The sequence below is a fragment of the Nocardia sp. NPDC055321 genome, assembly GCF_053645575.1.
On sequence record NZ_JBSHMS010000007.1, the window covers coordinates 321,536 to 336,196 of the forward strand.

At 71.5% G+C, this 14,661-nt stretch carries 11 protein-coding genes; 7 read left to right on the plus strand and 4 right to left on the minus strand.

Annotated elements, in window-relative coordinates:
• Positions 1 to 33 precede the first annotated feature (33 nt).
• Entirely contained in the window at positions 34 to 828 is a 795-nt protein-coding gene (locus tag ACWIGI_RS14450; RefSeq protein ID WP_454202842.1) for an enoyl-CoA hydratase/isomerase family protein, read from the plus strand.
• A 191-nt stretch (positions 829 to 1,019) separates the two neighbouring features.
• Complete coding sequence (locus ACWIGI_RS14455) at positions 1,020 to 2,276, plus strand: class I adenylate-forming enzyme family protein (protein WP_454202843.1); 1,257 nt, start codon at positions 1,020 to 1,022, stop codon at positions 2,274 to 2,276.
• Positions 2,277 to 2,431: 155 nt separating this feature from the next.
• Here the strand turns inward: ACWIGI_RS14455 and ACWIGI_RS14460 are convergent, their stop codons facing one another.
• Positions 2,432 to 3,166: a tyrosine-protein phosphatase gene (locus ACWIGI_RS14460; protein WP_454202844.1), complete on the minus strand. Its 735-nt coding sequence runs from the start codon at positions 3,164 to 3,166 to the stop codon at positions 2,432 to 2,434.
• Positions 3,167 to 3,587: 421 nt separating this feature from the next.
• Between ACWIGI_RS14460 and ACWIGI_RS14465 the strand changes: the two genes are divergently transcribed.
• On the plus strand, positions 3,588 to 4,070 hold the full coding sequence (locus ACWIGI_RS14465; protein WP_454202845.1) for a TetR family transcriptional regulator: 483 nt from the start codon (positions 3,588 to 3,590) through the stop codon (positions 4,068 to 4,070).
• 66 nt (positions 4,071 to 4,136) lie between these two features.
• The gene (locus ACWIGI_RS14470; protein ID WP_454202846.1) at positions 4,137 to 5,309 is read left to right on the plus strand and encodes an amino acid deaminase/aldolase; all 1,173 of its coding nucleotides are present in this window, start codon (positions 4,137 to 4,139) and stop codon (positions 5,307 to 5,309) included.
• A 34-nt stretch (positions 5,310 to 5,343) separates the two neighbouring features.
• On the opposite strand, the gene ACWIGI_RS14475 is transcribed toward ACWIGI_RS14470, so the two are convergent.
• A complete protein-coding gene (locus tag ACWIGI_RS14475; RefSeq protein ID WP_454202847.1) occupies positions 5,344 to 9,219 on the minus strand; it encodes an AAA domain-containing protein in 3,876 nt (1,291 codons plus the stop codon).
• Positions 9,220 to 9,452: 233 nt separating this feature from the next.
• On the opposite strand from ACWIGI_RS14475, the gene ACWIGI_RS14480 reads away from it, so the two are divergent.
• Both ACWIGI_RS14480 and ACWIGI_RS14485 read left to right on the plus strand, forming a co-directional pair.
• Complete coding sequence (locus tag ACWIGI_RS14480) at positions 9,453 to 10,187, plus strand: alpha/beta hydrolase (RefSeq protein ID WP_454202848.1); 735 nt, start codon at positions 9,453 to 9,455, stop codon at positions 10,185 to 10,187.
• Between the two features lie 88 nt (positions 10,188 to 10,275).
• Complete coding sequence (locus ACWIGI_RS14485; RefSeq protein WP_454202849.1) at positions 10,276 to 10,803, plus strand: gamma carbonic anhydrase family protein; 528 nt, start codon at positions 10,276 to 10,278, stop codon at positions 10,801 to 10,803.
• A 6-nt stretch (positions 10,804 to 10,809) separates the two neighbouring features.
• Here ACWIGI_RS14485 and ACWIGI_RS14490 read toward each other — a convergent pair whose 3' ends face one another.
• Positions 10,810 to 11,439 (minus strand): phosphoribosyltransferase, encoded by a 630-nt coding sequence (locus ACWIGI_RS14490; RefSeq protein ID WP_454202850.1) that lies wholly within the window; start codon positions 11,437 to 11,439, stop codon positions 10,810 to 10,812.
• Positions 11,440 to 11,662: 223 nt separating this feature from the next.
• Positions 11,663 to 12,535, minus strand: coding sequence for a carbon-nitrogen hydrolase family protein (locus tag ACWIGI_RS14495; protein ID WP_454202862.1), 873 nt, complete (start codon positions 12,533 to 12,535; stop codon positions 11,663 to 11,665).
• Between the two features lie 203 nt (positions 12,536 to 12,738).
• Between ACWIGI_RS14495 and ACWIGI_RS14500 the strand changes: the two genes are divergently transcribed.
• On the plus strand, positions 12,739 to 14,538 hold the full coding sequence (locus ACWIGI_RS14500) for a DEAD/DEAH box helicase (protein WP_454202851.1): 1,800 nt from the start codon (positions 12,739 to 12,741) through the stop codon (positions 14,536 to 14,538).
• The last annotated feature ends 123 nt before the right edge of the window (positions 14,539 to 14,661 follow it).

Below are 14,661 nucleotides of genomic sequence, written 5' to 3' on the forward strand. Positions count from 1 at the left end.
GTCTGGCAGAGACCGTGTCGTAGATTCGGGACCATGACTGACTCGAAGCCCACCCGTCTGGAACGCATCGTCACCGCGGGGGGTGCGCAGGCCGCGATCATCACCGTCGCGCATCCGCCGCTGAATCTGTTCGACAAGGCGCTGCTGGACGCGCTCGCCGCCGACTTCGAGGAGCTGGCCGCCGATCCGCCGCGGGCGCTGCTGCTGCGCGCGGAGGGCAAGCTGGTCTCGGGCGGGGTGGACGTGCACGTGTTCGACGGGCTCACCACCGAGGAGGGCGCGCAGCTGTGGCAGACCCTGTTCGCGCGGGTCATCCACCCGATCGAGGCGCTGCCGTGCCCGGTGGTGTTCGCCGCGCACGGTCTGACCCTGACCGCCGCCTTCGAGATCGCGCTGGCCTGCGACATCATCCTGGCCGCGCCGAAGGCCAAGTTCGGTCTGGTGGAGACCGTGGTCGGCCTGACCCCGTCGATGGGCGGTCCGCAGCGCCTGGCCGAGCGTGCCGGTTCGGGCCGCGCCCGCGAGTTCGTGATGACCGGTGACCTGTACGACGCGGCCACCATGGCGGACTGGGGCGTGGTCAACGCCGTGCACGAGGACGTCGACGCCGCGGCCCGTGCCCTGCTGGCGCGCTTGGCCGAGGGTCCGACCCGGGCGCACGCCGCGACCAAGGAGATCATCGGCGCCTGGCGTTCGGGCGGTGTGGCGCACGCGGATTCGGTGACGCCGGAGATCTCGGGCGCGCTGTTCGCCACCTCGGACCTGAAGAACGCCGTGCGCAGCTTCCTGGATGTGGGGCCGGGCAAGGCCACGTACACGGGCGAGTAGTTCCCCTCGCCGCCGTCCGCGCCCGGGTTCCGGGCCGGGTGGTGCGGGGGTGTGCCGGGCGCGTGGGAACCGGATCGGGGGAGCCTCGGACACGGGCAACTAGCCGCAAAGACGGCGCAATCCGCCCGTAGCTGTGATCTGCATCATATAGTCACTGGTGCCTGCTGGCCACAAGGCGCTCGGAGGGACCTATGTCGCAGCTACTGGTGGAATACCCGCACTCGCGAAATGCCCGGTGCGACAACCCTCTTGCGCGCGGAGCCGATGGCGTCCTGCGTTATGGAAACCTCAATCCAGCACTCACCGAGTTACTGGATATTCAGGTGCACACCTTCGCCGCGCGCGAGGCGGTCGTCGAGATCGGGGGCCCGCGGCTCACCTACCGCGAACTCTGGTACTCCGCCTCGCGCATAGCCGGCGGTTTGCAGGAGCACGGGATCGGCTACGGCGATCGGGTGGCGGTCCGCATGCCGGTGGGCGTGCGCTGGGTGCAGGCGTTCCTGGGCGCGCTGCTGTCCGGCGCGGTGCCGGTGCTCGTGCACGACCGCCTACCGGACGCGCTGGCGGACAAGGTGATTCACGATGCCAGCGCCGACTACATCCTGGACGGCGGCGGCAGCGCGAGCGGATACCGCGCGGCCCTGCCCGATGCCGCCGCCTTCATCGACGACGGCGCGTCCCTGGGTGAGCTGGCCCTGCTCTGCTACACCAGCCCCGGATCGCCGGCCGGTCCGCGCGGGGTGGAACTCACCAACGAGAATCTGCTGTCCGCGATCCGCTCGGTGGTCGGGGCGCTGGAGCTACCCACCGAGGGGCTGCGCAACCTGGTGCTGCTGCCGCTGGCGCACGCGAGCGGCTGTGTCGATCAACTGCTCCCGACCTTCGCCGTCGGCGGCACGGTGGTGCTGGCGCCGGATCCGGCCGCGATCGCCGAAACCCTTGTCGCGGAGCGAATAGACATGGTGGCGGCCACGCCGCGAATTTTCGCGGGGCTGCTGCCGGAGTTGGCGGGCGTGCGTGTGGAGGGTGTCCGCAAGGTGTGCAGCGCGGGCCATCGCGCCGAACTCGCCGCGGTGGAACCGGGTGCGGCCGAGACGGTCTCGGATTGCCTGCGCGAGGTGTTTCCCGCCGCCCGCCAGTGGTCGGTGTGGGGCGCCACCGAGACCAGTGGCATCGGCCTGGCTCGCGACGACGCCTCCGCGGCCCGGGACGCACCGGCGGCCCGTGACGCACTCGGATTCGCCTTCGGCGGAACCGAACTCGCTCTCTTCGGCCCCGCCGCCGCCACCGGCCGCGGCGAATTGCTCTGTCGCGGGCCCAATATCGCCCCGCGCTACTGGAACGACCCCGAGACCACCGAGTCTCGGTTCACCGGCTCGTGGTTCCACACCGGCAACCACGTCACCATCGATCCCACCGGCCTGGTCCGCCGCGCGCCGGTTGCCTGAGCGCGGCCCGGTGCGCGCCGGTTCGATCCGGTGCGCCGATCGCCGCCGGTAGCCCGGTAATACGCCGATCGGCCGCCCTCGAACCCCGTCGCGCGTTCCCTCGAACGCGATTCCGGCCGCCTCGCGGGCCGAGCGCTGGTCGCCCGCGTGGCCGGTTACTCGATGAAGCGCGCGCGCAGCGCGGTGCGCTGTTCCGGGGTGATGCCCACCTCGGCGAGGTAGCCGTCCAGGTCCCCGTACATGGCGTTCATCGAGTCCGTGGCCGAGGCCAGGTACTCGGGCTTGACGCCGAGCAGGTCGTCGGAGAGTTCCTCGTTCGAGCCTTCGGTCATGATCGCGCGCAGGGTCGGCACGGCGTCGTTGCTGAGCAGGTAGTCGCCGTAGACGTCGTCCTCGGTGACGTCGACCGCGCGCAGCAGGGTCGCGATGGCCCAGCCGGTGCGGTCCTTGCCCGCGGCGCAGTGCACCAGCGCGGTGCCGGCGAGGGTCGATTCGGCCAGGGTCCGGATGGCCACGTGCGCCTCGGGCATGGCGGGGAAGGTGCGGTACACCTCGAGCATGTGGTTGGAGGCGGTGGCGTGCGCCCGCGCCTCGTGCGGCGGGGTCAGGCTGATCTGGGAATCGAACGGGGTGACGTGCAGGCGCACCTGATCGGGCAGGGCGTCGTGGCCGATGTGGTCGATCTCGGCGAAGCCGCGCAGGTCGTGCACGTCGGTGACGCCGAGGTCGAGCAGGCGGGTCCGGCCCTGGTCGTCGAGTCCGCTGAGCTGGGCCGACCGCAGCAGGATCCCGTCTCGGACGCGGGCTCCGGCGGCGGTGCGGGCGCCGCCCACGTCGCGGAAGTTGAAGGTGCCGGTGATCAGGAACGGGTCGTGGCGCGCAGAAGTCACCCGCTCAGGCTATCGGTGAGCGTGGGCGTGGGGGAGGGCGAACCCGATGGGTGGAAGTGAATTCCAGGTGGTGACCGGCGCGTTGCGCCGGTGCGTCACTGTGCCCTGACCCACAGTGGCTATCTTCCGGGCACGCGGTGTCCGTAAAATACCTAGCGGTACTAATGCCTGGTTTACCGGGCGATCCGGGAATTTCGGCCATTCCCATTCGATCGCGGGCGCGTCCCGATTAGGTAACAAAACAATCTTCCGGTACGAAATCGGCTATCAAAGCTGGTCGCGAACCCAGAAAACGACGTAGCATCGATACCTGTTGAACGGGTCCACCGAGGTGCAGCTCGGGATCAATGCTGATCTGTCACCCGTTGAGGCAGCCGCGCAGGCGAGGTGCGCGAGTTCTTTTCGCCATAGGGAGTCGTCGTTGAGCGCTAGTGGAGAAATCACCCAGGTCGGACTTCGTCCGGCCATGACCGAGGCCATCGAGAAAGCCGCCGCGTCGCTCGACTTCAGTGGTAATCGTGCGCTGCGGGTGCTCCTGCATGCCGGGATCAGCACGCTGTGGCCGATCCTGAAGTCCAGCCCCGACCGGCAGATCAAGTCGTACGAGGCCACGCTGGCGATCCTGCGCCAGCGCTGGGAGGGTGGTCAGTCGGTCTGTGTGCCGGATCCGGTCGCTTCGGCCATGTTCCAGAACATGGACGCGGCGGTGACCGACTTCCTGGAACTCTGCGCCCAGCGCTCGGGTACCCAGTGGCTCGAGCCGGTCGACGCGGTGGCGGCCTACCTGGTGGCGGTGATACAGGGCATGGTCCTGCGGTGGCTCTCCGACTGCGACGACGAGACGGCGCTGGTGGTGCTCGACGATCTCGTCTCCTACATGTCGACCAAGGCCGTCGATCTCTGAGTAGGGACGCGGCGCGAGTTCGCCGAGATACTGGACGTGTGACCAGTTTCGTGATCGAATGAAGTGGTGACCCAACCGTCTCCGATCCCGGGGCTGCACGCGGCCACCGAGGATCTCGACCCGCCGCTGGCCGCCGTCGACATGGCCGCGCTGCGGGCCAACGCCGCCGATCTCGTGCGCCGCGCCCGCGGGGTGCCGATTCGAGTGGCCAGCAAATCAGTGCGCTGCCGCGCCGTGCTGGAAGAGGTGCTCGGCAGCGATCTCACCCGCTCCGGTGGCTTCGCCGGAATCATGGGATATTCACTCGCCGAAGCGATTTGGCTCGCCCGCCAGGGCGCGCGGGACATCCTGCTCGGCTACCCCAGCGTCGACCGGGGCGCGCTGCGCGAACTCGCCGCCGATCCGGTGCTGCTCGACTCCATCACCCTCATGATCGACGATCTCGATCAGCTCGACTTCATTCGCGCCGTCATCGGCGACCAGCCCGCGCCCCGGATCTGCCTGGACGTGGACGCCTCCCTGCGCATCGGGCCGCTGCACCTGGGCGTGCGGCGCTCGCCGCTGCGCGAACCCGAGCAGGCCGCGCGCGTGGCCGCGGCGGCGAAGCGGCGCGGGTTCCGGGTGGTCGGCGTCATGACCTACGAGGCCCAGATCGCCGGGCTGCCCGACACCAATCCCGCTGTGCGCCTGGTGAAGAAGCTCTCGGCCATGGAGATCCTGCGGCGGCGCCGGAAGGTGCTGGACGCGGTCCGGGCCGAGGTCGGCGAGCTGGAGATCGTGAACAGCGGCGGCACCGGATCCATCGAGGTCAGCATTCAGGAGCCCGGTGTCACCGAGGTGACCGCGGGGTCGGGGCTCTACCTGCCGACCCTGTTCGACGGCTACCGCAACCTCGCACCCCGGCCGGCCATGTACTTCGCGCTGCCGGTGCTGCGGCACCCGGCCGAGGGCATCGCCACGGCCTACTCCGGCGGCTACATCGCCTCGGGCCCCGCCGGGGCCTCGCGGGTGCCGAAGCCGGTGTGGCCCTTGGGATTGGGGCTGATCGGCACCGAGGGCGCGGGCGAGGTGCAGACCCCGCTCACCGGCGCGGACGGTCTCGGCATCGGTGATCGCGTCTGGTTCCGGCACGCCAAGGCCGGTGAGCTGTGCGAGCGGTTCACCGCCGTGCAGCTCGTCAGCGACGGGCAGCGCACGACGGTGCCGACCTATCGCGGCGAAGGGCAGTGCTTCGGCTGAGTGCCGCCGTCGCACCGCGTTCCGCCGCCGGCGTTCACAGCCGGTCCACCTGGAGCACCGCCGCCAGATCGGAGAGTTCGGCCTCGGTGGCGGGCAGGAATTCGGTCAGCAGCGGTGACCGGACGATGATCGCCGACCACATGGCCCGGGAGATGGCCCCGGTGACCCAGTGCCGCGAGACCAGCGCGCCGACGCCGCGGGGCGCGTCCCCCGGGGCGGAGGTGGTCATGGAGACCAGCACCACCGCCGCCTCGCGCCCCTGGAAGTGATCGGCCGTGCCGACCAGGACGTCCTCGATCCTGGCGCGGGACAACAGGGTTCGGATGCGCGCGACCTGGGCGTGATAGGGCGCGACGACCAGAATGTCGTGCGGGTGCAGGCGGCGGGTGCCCGCGGCGGTCTGCCACGGCAGCCCGAGCAGGGTGCGTACCTGGCGCACGATCTCCCGCGCCTCTTCGGCGGATTCGGTGCTGTTGCCGTGATGTTCGACCGTCACCGTTCGCACGCCGGGCGCGACGCCGTCGAGTTCTCTTGCCAGGGTGACGGTTTCGTTCGAGCGCAGCCGGTTGTCGTAGCGCAGCCGGGACACCGGGCCGGACATGCGCGGATGCATGCGCCAGGTGCGGTCGAGGAAGTAGCCGTAGGCGGCGGGGAGCGTGCGATGCGGTCCGACCACGCGGCCGAGCACGGAGTCGCCCACCGGTTCGGGATGCACGCCGTGCCCGGCGGCGGGCGCGAGATCGCCCACCAGCAGCAGGTTGGCGGCACCGGCCGCCACCGCGACCGCCTCGGCCAGCGGGAGCCGGCCCGCGTCCACGATGACCAGCAGATCGAGCCGGTCGCACGGAATGCGCCCGGGTTCGGTGAAATCGCGGGTCAGGCCGCCCACCACGCAGCCGTTGACCGCGTTGTCCAGGAACCGGGTGTAGTGCGCGGCCTCGATGTGCAGCCATTCCGAGGCGACCGAGCGCGCGTCGGTCTTGCCGACCAGTTCGGGCAGGATGCCCTCGCGCACCACCGCGTCGAGCACGTGCTCCACCACCGGGTGCGCCCGTGCCATCACCCCCACGCGCCATCGGTACCGGGTGACGAGTCTCTCCAGCACGCGCGCCACGGTGTCGGTCTTGCCGGTGCCGGGCGGGCCCTGGACCGCGACGTAGGAGTTGTCGAGTTCGAGGATGGCGGCGGTGACCGCGGACGCGTGGTCGCCGAACACCTCCGGCAGCGGGCCGCCGCCGCGCAGCCGGGGCGGGCGGCGGCACAGCAGGTCGAACACCGCGTTCGCGGGCACGTCGGGCAGCGCCACCAGGAGCTGGTGCGCGACGTCCTCGAGCACGTCCTCGAGGTGTTCGTCCCGGCCGGGCGGGCGGGGGACGATCGCGGACGGCAACTCGGTGTAGGGCGCGCAGTCCTCGGGCAGCAGTTCCACCACCCGGATCACGTCCTCGAAGTTCGCCGCGGGCACGCCGCCGAGCACCGTGGCGTACGCGAACGCGCGGCGGCCCGGCGCGGTGCGCATCCCGGGCGCGGGCCGGTCGTAGAGGGTCAGCACCGGGGTGCCCGGGGGCGGCGCGTTGCCGGTGCCGAGTCGCCCGGTGAGCGTGAGGTAGCGGCGCAGGGGTTGGTGCCCGGTGCCGTGCCAGTCGGTGTCGACGGTGCCCTGATCGGCGATGAGTACCCCGGGGGTCTCGGCCCATTCCTCCACCGGGTGATCGAGCCGATCCTCGTGCGCCCAGCGCAGCGGCCGCCGTTCGCGCCGGTGATACCCCAGTGCGGCAGCGGTATACGCGGCCGCCACCTGCGCGATGTCCCGGTGGTCGGGGTGCCCGCTGTCGGCGAACTCCCGCAGCGCGGCCTCGACTTCGTCCGGCCCGCTCTCCCAGTAGTCGTACGACAGGCGGCGCGCGGGCGGGACCCCGTGCTCGGCGGCCAGTTCCGCCAGCCAATCCCGCAGGCGCAGTACGGCTTCGGGGTCTTCTTGAAGTTCGTGTGATTCGTCGGGGCCGTGGGCCATCCCCGCGTTCGCGGCCGGATCGCCGGGACGGCCGCGGCCGGCGTCACCCGGATGCGTGAAATACGGGTCGCCGGAACGGATGTGGTCGTGCGCCGCGCGATTCGGCGGCAGCTCGCTCAGATCGTAGGAGCGCGCCCCGACGATCATCGCCGCCCGCACGATCGGGTACAGATCCACCACGGCGGGCAGCAGTTCCGCGGCCGCGTCCTCGCCGTCGGTCCGGCGTTCGCCGAGTTCGCTCAGCAGCGGGCGCAGCGCCGTGCGGTAGTGGTGGATGCGCAGGTCCGGATGGCGGGCCTGGCATTCCTCGAGGAACGCCAGCAGCGCGAGACCGTCGTCCTCCGGATCGGTGACCGAGCGCCGAATCACGAAGGAGCGCACGGATACCGGCGCATGACCCGGTGCGAACATGACCGGGTGCCACGCGGCGGTGGCCAGTGCTCCGGCTCCCGGGTGCGGAGCGCCAGCCTCGAATGTTCCCCCGGCTCCGCCTGTTCCGCCGCCGGCGAGAAGTTCGAAGACCCGGTTGCCCGCGCCCCACTGCGCCGCGTAGTCGGCCCGGGCGCGCGCCGAGTGCGCGGCGAGGTTCCCGGGGGGTTCGACGGCCGCCCCGAGATACCCCGGCACGGCCACGGTACAGACGCGCACGATGAGATCGCCCGGTGCGAAGCGGATCTCGGGCGACCGGCCGAGCACACCGTGCTCGACTGCCGTGTGGATCGGGGGCGATGCGATCGGGTCGCCGAATCCGTCCATCACCGGGCCGTGTGCGGTGTTCCAGCGCGGCGCGGCGCGGCCGGGTCCGGCCCGGTGCGGGTCGAATCGTTTGTCGCTAGGGGCGAACGGATCGGAGCCCGGGATGCCCGGGCCGGAACTGGGCGCGAGATGGTATTCCGCCGCCCGAGTATGGGATTCGGCTACACCGAGCGCCGGGGCGACGGTCAGGAACAGATCGCCCGGGGTCGGCGGGGGGAGGGCGGCCAGGGCTGCGGCGGACAGCAGGGTGTGGGTCGGGTGGGCGCTGCGCTCGCGGTGCAGCTGGAGTTCGGCCTGGCGGCGCAGCGCGGTGAAGGCGGGGGCGGGGACGCCGGTGACGGTGTCGTCGGCGGCGGCCAGGCGCTCGATCGTGGTGATCCCGGCGTCGCGGAGCTGGGCGTGGGTGGTGGCGCGCATGCCCGCGACCAGCCAGAGATCGCGCTGGGCATGGAGTTCGGTGGTGCAGACGGCGCAGCGGCCGCAGGCCAGGAAGCGGCGGTCGCCCCACTGCACGGGGAGCAGTTCGCCGAGTTTGATGTCCAGGATGAGGTCGAGCCGCCGGCGGCGGGCCGCGTGCACGAGGGCCATCTCGGCCAGGGGCGCGGTGACGGGTACGCCGTCCACCCACAGGTGCGCGTGCGGGCGGGGCCGGAAACCGATGTCGCGCAGCGCCTCCGCGGTGGCGGACAGGCGCAGCAGCGCGGTCATCCGGGTCGCGGCGGTGGCGACCGCGGCCGGGATGTAGCCGGGGTCGCCGGACGCGGTGTCGCGCAGCAGGAAATCGCAGCGGGTCACGAAGGACCCGTCGAACAGGACGGCATCGGCCACCACGTCGGCTCTGTCGTGCAGGGCGGCGCGGGTCTGTTCGTGCGCGGCGGTGAGGTCCGCGGGGGTCGCCGTTCGATCGGGCGCGTCCAGCGGGCCGCGGACGCGGACCACGCTCGCGCCGAACCGATCCCGGAGATCGGCGAGCCGGTCCGCCACGGCCGGATCGCGGGCCGGATCGGCGGCGGCCGGATCGGCGATCCGCGGCACCTGCCCCAGTTCGGCGTCGAGGGCGCGCAGCAGCGCGAACTCACAACGCGCCGCTGACACCAGATCCGAGGTGCTGCACACGACACGATCACCGAACAGAATCAATCGCGGCCCTCCTGTGCCGTTGCGCCGGCGACCGCGCCTGCCGCACGCGCCTGTGCGTGCCGAGTCGCGTCACTGCGTAATGACTGGATGCGTGCTGCCGGCCCGGCCGGACGCGGAGAACCCTACAGCCCGTCTCGGCGTGTCGCCCGGCATTACGAAGCGGGCGCGCACCCGCGCGCCGCCCCGGTCAGGCGGCTGAATCCGGCTGTCCCGGCATTTGCGACAATCGCCGGATGCCGTTCTTCGATGGCCCCCGCGGGCGGCTGCACCACCGCCACTGGCCCGCCGCCGACGCCGTCGCGAGCGTGGCCCTGTTACCCGGAATCGGCCAGCACAGCGGCCATTACCACCGTTTCGCGCGCGTCCTGAACGCCGCGCGCATCGACCTGTGGACCCTGGATACCGCGGGTCACGGCCTCAGCGAAGGCGACCCGGCCCACCCCGGCACCCTGACCGAATTGGCCGGAGACGCACACGCTTTCCTCGCCTTGATCCCGCCAACCCCCCTTGTGCTGATGGGCCACTCGCTCGGCGCCGCCACCGCCCTCGCGACAGTCGGTGCGGTTCCCGCCCTGGTGCCCCCGCACCCGGCTCCGCCCCCGCTCGCCGCGCTGATCCTGTGCGGCACCCCGCGAACCGTCCTGCACGGCGCCCCGCCGCAGTCGGCCCGCCCCGCCCCGGCGGCCGGTTCCGCCCCGCCGCCGCCCGCCCGCCCCGGTTCCGCCGCGCCGGCGTCCACACCCGGCACGGAACCCCAACTCCCGCCCCGGCTTCCGGCACTGGTGGTGCACGGCGTGGACGACCGCCGCGCCCCCGTCGACGCCGTCCGCGCCTGGGTGCGCCGCCAACCCGGAGCCGAGTACCGCGAGTACCCGGACGCCGGCCACGACCTGCTCCACGAGCCCGTCCAAGCCGAGGTCGCCGCCGATATCGCCGCCTGGGTGGCCGCCTTGCCCCAGCTCCACTGACCGAGTCCCAGCCTTCCCACGCGCGAATTCGCGGCGCGGCGCGGCCATCCCGAACCGTTCGCGGGGGCAAGGGTTTACGTTGGCAGGCGTGCCACTCTACGAATTCGAAGGCAAGCGGCCCACGATCGACCCGACGGCCTTCATCGCGCCCACGGCGACCCTCATCGGCGACGTCCGGGTCGAGGCGGGCGCCTCGATCTGGTACGGGGCGGTGCTGCGAGCCGACCTCGCGCCCATCATCATTCGCGAACGGGCGAACGTGCAGGACAACGCGGTGATCCACGTGCCGCCGGAGGTGACCGTCGAGATCGGGCCGGGTGCGACGCTGGCGCACGCGGTGGTGTTCCACGGCGCGACCCTGGGCGCGGAGTCCATCGTGGGCAACGCCAGCACGGTGCTGGACGGCGCCAAGATCGGCAGCGGCACCATGATCGCCGCCCACTCCCTGGTGCAGCCCGGCCAGGAGATCCCGGACGGCGTCCTCGCCGCGGGCGCGCCCGCCGAGGTCAAACGCCCGATCGCCGGTACACAGGCCGAAATGTGGGTCAAGATCAACCCGTCGTACTACGCCGACCTGGCCCAGCGCCACCGCGCGGGCATCACCGAAATCGAGTAGCCCGCGCTAGCCGGCCGGGTACAGCAGCGCGACGACCTCCTCGTCGGTCAGCTGGTGGAAATCGTCGTAGACCGCGCCGACGCCGCCGAGTTCGCGGGGGACCAGCGGGCAGATCACCTCGTCGGCCAGCGCCCGAATGCGCTGCAGCGCTTCCCAGGACGAGACGGGGACCGCGACCAGCAGGTGGCGGGGCTCGTGCAGGCGGGCGACCTCGCAGGCGGCCGCGACCGTCGCGCCGGTCGCCATGCCGTCGTCGACGATCACCACCGTGCGGTCCTTCAGCGGAATGGGCGGCGTCGGCCGCAGCAGCGCCCGCCGGCGTTCGAGTTCCGCGCGTTCGAGCGCCTCGACCTCGGCGATCTGTTCGGGGGTGACCCCGGTGTGGCGCAGCACGTCGGCGTTGAGCACCCGCACCCCGTCCTCGCCGATCGCGCCCGCCGCGAGCTCGGGCTGCCACGGCACCCCGAGCTTGCGCACCAGCAGCACGTCCAGATCCCCGCCGATGATGCGGCGCATGGCCGCCGCCACCGGAACCCCGCCGCGCGGCAACCCCAGCAGCAGCGGATCCGCCGTGCGCAACCGCACGAGCACCCCGCCCAGTGCCCGCCCGGCGGCCCCTCGATCCGGATAGGTCATTACCGTCCAGTCTAGGTGCGCCGGGCCGACCCGGTCCGGGAGCGAACGCCGCGGTACCCGTGCACGGCCCGTGTTTTCCAGCGGAGCCTCGCGCATATCCCGCTGCGGCACCGCCGCGCACGAGGATCTCGCCGGGCGATATCGCTGCCGGGCGACGACCTCGGGCCGCGCGACGAACCGGGCGGCGGTCCGTGTACGTGTGCGAATTCTCCCGGCGAGGGTTCTACGCTTCGCGAATCCCGAAGCGGCGCAGGGCCAGACTCGGATTCGTGGTGCGCACCTCGCGCAGGTGATCCAGATCGACGCGCGCCGTCGCGATGCCCGGCTGATCGCCGAGCTCGGCCAGTACCGCGCCGCTGGGCGAGATGATCGTGGACGCGCCCGAGCCGCGCGGGGCGGCCTGGTCCGAGGCGGCGACGTACATGGTGTTCTCGATGGCCCGCGCGCGCAGCAGCGTCGTCCACTGATCGACCTTGCCCGGCCCGGGAATCCACTGCGCGGGCAGGACCAGCACGTGCGCGCCGGCGTCGGCGATGCGCCGGATGCCCTCGGGGAAGCGCAGATCGAAGCAGGTCTGCATGCCGAACACGACCCCGTCGACGGTGAAGGTCTGCGGCGGGTCGAGCGGGCCGGGCAGCACCAGCTCGGATTCCTGGAAGCCGAACGCGTCGTACAGGTGCACCTTGCGGTACACGGCCGCGAATTCGGCGTTCGGCGTGGCCGCGACCAGCGTGTTGTAGATGCGGTCCGCGGGCAGGTCGCCGCCCGGCGCCTCCACCACACCGGCCACCAGGTGCACCCCGAATTCGGCTGCGATGCCGCGCAATCCGTTCACGAACGGTCCGGTGAGCGGTTCCGCCGCCGCGACCACCCGTTCGTCCAGCCGCGTCACCGCGTACATGGCGTACTCGGGCGCGATGACGACCTTCGCTCCGAGTTCACTGGCCGCCCGTACCTCGGCGCGCAGCGCGGTGAGATTGGCCACGGTGTCGGCGCCGGGCGCGAATTGCACCACCGCGATGTCCACCGCGCCCGCGGGCGACACCCCGGCGGGACTCGCCGCCTGTGCCGCCGGCTCCTGGGCGAGCGCGCTCATCACCTCTGAGCTGCCGGATTCGGCGGTCGTGACCGCGCCGGTGACGTAGTTGCGGACCGGCGCGGGTTCGGCGTGAACCGGTCCCGATGCCGGCAGAACGGGGGTCGTTGCCGCGGATGCGGGCGGGTTGTCCGGTTGCACGTCTTCCAGCCTATTCACCCGATGGTCGGGGCGACCAGGGCAAGGCAGTAAACTGCTGGTCAATGAGTACCTCACCGGCCGACAGCGTTCCCACTGACGACGAGAGGGACGCGAACGGCCCGTCCTTCGCTGATCTCGGTATCGATGACCGCGTCCTGCGGGCCATCGCCGATGTCGGCTACGAATCGCCGTCGCCCATCCAGGCGGCGACGATTCCACCGCTGCTGGCGGGTTCGGACGTGGTGGGTCTCGCCCAGACCGGCACCGGTAAGACCGCCGCCTTCGCCATCCCGATCCTCATGGGTCTGGAAGTCACCGGCAAGGCCCCGCGCGCGCTGGTGCTGGCGCCGACCCGTGAGCTCGCGATCCAGGTGGCGGAGGCCTTCGGCCGGTACTCCACCCACATTCCGGGTCTGAACGTGCTGCCGATCTACGGCGGTCAGAACTACGCCGTGCAGCTGTCCGGTCTGCGCCGGGGCGCGCACGTCGTGGTCGGCACGCCGGGTCGTGTCATCGATCACCTCGAGCGCGGGACGCTGGATCTGACCCAGCTGCAGTACCTGGTCCTCGACGAGGCCGACGAGATGCTCAAGATGGGCTTCCAGGACGACGTCGAGCGCATCCTGCGCGACACGCCCGACACGAAGCAGGTCGCGCTGTTCTCGGCGACCATGCCGCCGGTGATCCGCAAGATCGCCAAGCAGTACCTGCACGATCCGGTGGAGATCACGGTCAAGACCAAGACCTCCACCAACACGAACATCACCCAGCGCTGGGTGTCGGTGTCGTACCAGCGCAAGCTGGACGCTCTGACGCGCATCCTCGAGGTCGAGTCCTTCGAGGCGATGATCATCTTCGTCCGCACGAAGCAGGCGACCGAGGAGCTGGCCGAAAAGCTGCGCTCGCGTGGCTATTCCGCCGCCGCCATCAACGGCGACATCGCCCAGGCCCAGCGTGAGCGCACGATCGGCCAGCTCAAGTCGGGCCAGCTCGACATCCTGGTCGCCACCGACGTCGCCGCCCGCGGCCTCGACGTCGAGCGCATCTCGCACGTCGTGAACTACGACATCCCGCACGACACCGAGTCCTACGTGCACCGCATCGGCCGCACCGGCCGCGCGGGCCGCAGCGGTGACGCCCTGCTGTTCGTGGCCCCGCGCGAGCGCCGCCTGCTGGATGCGATCGAGCGCGCGACCCGCCAGCCGCTGACCGAGATGCAGCTGCCCAGCGTCGACGACGTGAACGCGCAGCGCGTGGCCAAGTTCGGCGACACCATCACCGAGAACCTGTCCTCGGCGAACCTGCCGCTGTTCCGCAAGCTGATCGAGGACTACGAGCGCGAGCACAACATCCCGCTGGTGGACATCGCCGCGGCGCTGGCGGTCGGCTCGTACGACGGCAACAACTTCTTCATGGAGCCCGATCCGGAGCCCGTCGTGCGCGAGCGCCGTGAGCGCCCGGAGCGTTCGTTCGCCGGTGACCGGGAACGCCGTCCGCGCGAGGGCGGTCCGTCGCTGCACCGTCAGACCGGCGCCGAGCTGGCCACCTATCGGATCGCGGTCGGCAAGCGCCACAAGGTCGCGCCCGGCGCGATCGTCGGCGCCATCGCCAACGAGGGCGGCCTGCGCCGCAGCGACTTCGGGCACATCAGCATTCGCCCGGACCACTCGCTGGTGGAGCTGCCCGCGGACCTGTCGCAGGAGACGCTGAACGCGCTGAGCCGCACCCGCATCAGCGGTCAGCTCATCCAGCTCGAGCTCGATTCCGGCGCGCCCGGCCAGCGTTCGATGAGCCGCGCTCCCCGCCGCCCGGCGGACCGCGACTTCAAGCGCCAGGACCACAAGCGCAAGCCCCGCGCCTGAGCGGTTCCCGCACAGCGCAATTCGCACGATAGATCTCGCGCCCGGGCCGGCAAGCCCGGGCGCGAGCTCGTTGTCGGGACGGCGTGAATTCGGTGCACAACGACGTCGTGCCCGGACCTGTGC